A 2867-nucleotide genomic window follows, 5' to 3' on the forward strand; every position below is an offset into this window, starting at 1 on the left:
CCAAATATTTATTATTGATCTTTTCCTTGTTTTGTTCCCGCATCAATTCAATGTTTAAACTGTAAAGTACTAGATCCGGGTTAGCCTGAGTTCCTATTTTTTCCCCTACCAGTTCATTGATCAAACGATAATAAACTATAGTAGAGTGCCATGATGTGCCGCCTATTAATCCTATTTTTCTCATTTTATTGGTTTAGTTTAAAGAGTTATATTTAATTTAAAGAAACAGTCTTAGGTGTTAAATGGATTATATTTTCTTTGACTTATAATTTTCAGAATAATATAATCCATCTAAAAGGTAAGTTTATTAATTTACGTGTTTCTGAATTTATAGTTTTTAGAAATTTTTAAAGAACCAGTATTTTTCAGCCCACCATTTCGACCAGTGTCCCAAATGTTCTGGTTCTTTCATTTTAACACCCGGACTGGAGGGGTCATATAAATGAATTTCTGCAGGGCTTGCCAATCCTTTTCCATATTCAATAAAATACTCACCTTCTCCGGTAAAAGTTTGATCTGGGTCTTTATTATCCATTTTACGTCCTATATTGTGTGCCACGATCTCTGCCTGATGCCTTGCGAATACTCCAATTTTTGGAAGTGAAATTCCTGTTTCCAGCGGAATGTCGGTAATGTCGCCAATAGCATATACATCTGGGAATTTGGTTTCCATGGTATTCCTGTCTACATCTACCCAGCCGGATTTTCCTGCCAAGGTGCTATTTCGGATCACAGAAGGACTTCGATGAGTAGGAGTGAAGGCCAAAAGATCATATTCATAACTTTCACTATTGCTGAACTTTAAGTTGTTTTCCGTAACAGAAGTCACCTGGTGATCCGGGAAATAATTGATCCCTTTTCCTTTTAGTAATCCCTTTAGTTCATCCGACATTTCTTTTCCTGCAAATTCCATAGGCCCTTTTTCCGGAGTATAAATGGAAACTTCGGTATTGCTGCTCAGTCCGTGACTGCGCACATAATCTTCAATTAACATAGCGGCTTCATAAGGGGCTGCCGGACTTTTAAAGGGAAGGGAAGAAACCAGGATGGCAATTTTTCCACCGGAAAAATTCTCGAGTTTCTCATGGAATTGAGTCGCACCTTCAAGACTGAAAAAATTGTAACCGAACTTGTCCAGATTATGGTCAATAACCTGTTCTACACCAAGAGAAACGACCATATAATCTCCTTTATATACTTTTCCGTTAACTTTTACCAAGATATTTTTTGGATCTACTTCCTCAATTTCTCCGTTAATTACTTCAAGTCCGGCAGTATTTAGTTTTTTGATATTTTCATACAATTGTTTTGGCTTTCTGTCGCCCACCATCAACCATGGGAGGGAAGGTGAAAAAACACTTTTTTCTTCCTTCTCAAATACAAGTATTTTTACGAGGGTAATATCCTCTTCATTTCCACTGTACCTGCTTATTTCTTTGGCAGTTACAATACCACCTGTTCCTGCGCCTAAGATTAAAATTGTTTTCATATGTGTTTTTTTATTATTCTTTAATTAGTCTCCCAATAGCTAGGGAGTGATTTGCATATCTTCATAGGTGTTTGTATTGAATCCTTGTTATGCTCATTTCATAATTTAAAATTTATTGATTTTCTGCAATTTGATTTTTAACTAATAGTTCGATTTACTAATTCACATGTGCAACTCATATTTTAACTGTATTAAATATTTCCTGTTGTTTCTGTAAATTTTCAATGAGCACCTCACGCATCAATTCACAGGCCTGTGCCACCTTGTTTGAACTAAGAGAAAAGTGACTGCATTGCCCATCTCGTCTAACATTAAGGATCCCCTTTTTGGTCATAACTTTTAAATGTTGGGAGAGATTGGATTTAAGTCCGCCAGTAATTTCAAGAATGTGGGCGAAACAATATTCCCTTTCCTTCAGTATATGGATTACCTCCATTCTTAAAGGATGTGCAAGTGCTTTGCATACTTCTGCCTGGAATTCGAATCTCCTTTTATGCTCCATTGTTTACTTATTTAGTTGTTTATGAAATACTAAACATTGATTTATGGATAATTTTTAATTTTAGCATTTCTAAATGTCAAAAGACAAAGAAAGGAGGAAATCGGCAGGAGATTTATGACTTTAATCATATATTCACAAATCAGGTTATATTTTTGTAATTTTATTGAAGCCATTACTTTTAATAAGCAATCCTATATAAGTATTATCCAATTTGTTTATCAACTTTTTATAACGGTCATAAAAATTGTGACTGGCTATAAGCAAATACATAAATTTGAAAAGGGTGTTAATTTTTGAAAATTAATTTGCTGTGTAACTATTGTTACTGTGTTGCCTGCATTAACAACCTACTTTTGCCAAAAAAAATATAAATCTTATAAATGGAAGTAATTGATCTTTTAGGTTATGCAGGCGCATTGATTATTGGGCTGGTTTTAGGTTTAATAGGTGGAGGTGGTTCTATACTTACGGTTCCCGTATTGGTTTATTTATTGATGATTAACCCGGTAACTGCTACAGCATATTCACTTTTTATTGTTGGGACTACCTCCCTGGTAGGAGCGTTCAAAAATATGCAGAAAAAGCTGGTAGATTTTAAAACTGCCGGGGTTTTTTCCATTCCTGCTTTTATCGCTGTTTACATAACACGTATGTATATCGTGCCGGCAATCCCGGACCATATTTTCACGCTGTTTGGTTTTGAGGTGACCAAAAATATAGGGATAATGTTGTTTTTTGCTATTGTAATGGTTGCAGCTTCCATTTCGATGATAAGGGAGAAAAAGAACAAGGTTGAAACTGAGGAAGAAATAAAATTCAATTATCCGCTCATTATTATAGAAGGAGTAGTAGTGGGGATATTAACAGGAATTGTGG

At 35.1% G+C, this 2867-nt stretch carries 3 protein-coding genes and 1 pseudogene; 1 reads left to right on the forward strand and 3 read right to left on the reverse strand.

Annotated features, from left to right (window positions below; genetic code table 11):
- From GILLI_RS18605 to GILLI_RS16530, 3 genes and pseudogenes are all read right to left on the reverse strand, one after another.
- Positions 1 to 184: pseudogene (locus tag GILLI_RS18605) on the reverse strand (aspartate/glutamate racemase family protein); the annotation flags it as partial.
- A 153-nt stretch (positions 185 to 337) separates the two neighbouring features.
- On the reverse strand, positions 338 to 1489 hold the full coding sequence (locus GILLI_RS16525; protein ID WP_006990269.1) for an NAD(P)/FAD-dependent oxidoreductase: 1152 nt from the start codon (positions 1487 to 1489) through the stop codon (positions 338 to 340).
- Positions 1490 to 1664: 175 nt separating this feature from the next.
- A complete protein-coding gene (locus GILLI_RS16530) occupies positions 1665 to 1991 on the reverse strand; it encodes an ArsR/SmtB family transcription factor (protein ID WP_006990270.1) in 327 nt (108 codons plus the stop codon).
- 380 nt (positions 1992 to 2371) lie between these two features.
- On the opposite strand from GILLI_RS16530, the gene GILLI_RS16535 reads away from it, so the two are divergent.
- Positions 2372 to 2867 (forward strand): sulfite exporter TauE/SafE family protein (locus GILLI_RS16535; RefSeq protein WP_006990271.1); only part of this gene is annotated, 496 nt, incomplete at its 3' end.

Origin of the sequence: Gillisia limnaea DSM 15749 (assembly GCF_000243235.1) — a bacterium.
Lineage (GTDB): Bacteria > Bacteroidota > Bacteroidia > Flavobacteriales > Flavobacteriaceae > Gillisia > Gillisia limnaea.

What these genes read in the sequence shown, in the direction of transcription:
- GILLI_RS16525 (WP_006990269.1), bottom strand. Translation starts at nt 1,489, where the DNA reads ATGAAAACAATTTTAATCTTAGGCGCAGGAACAGGTGGTATTGTAACT.
- GILLI_RS16530 (WP_006990270.1), bottom strand. Translation starts at nt 1,991, where the DNA reads ATGGAGCATAAAAGGAGATTCGAATTCCAGGCAGAAGTATGCAAAGCA.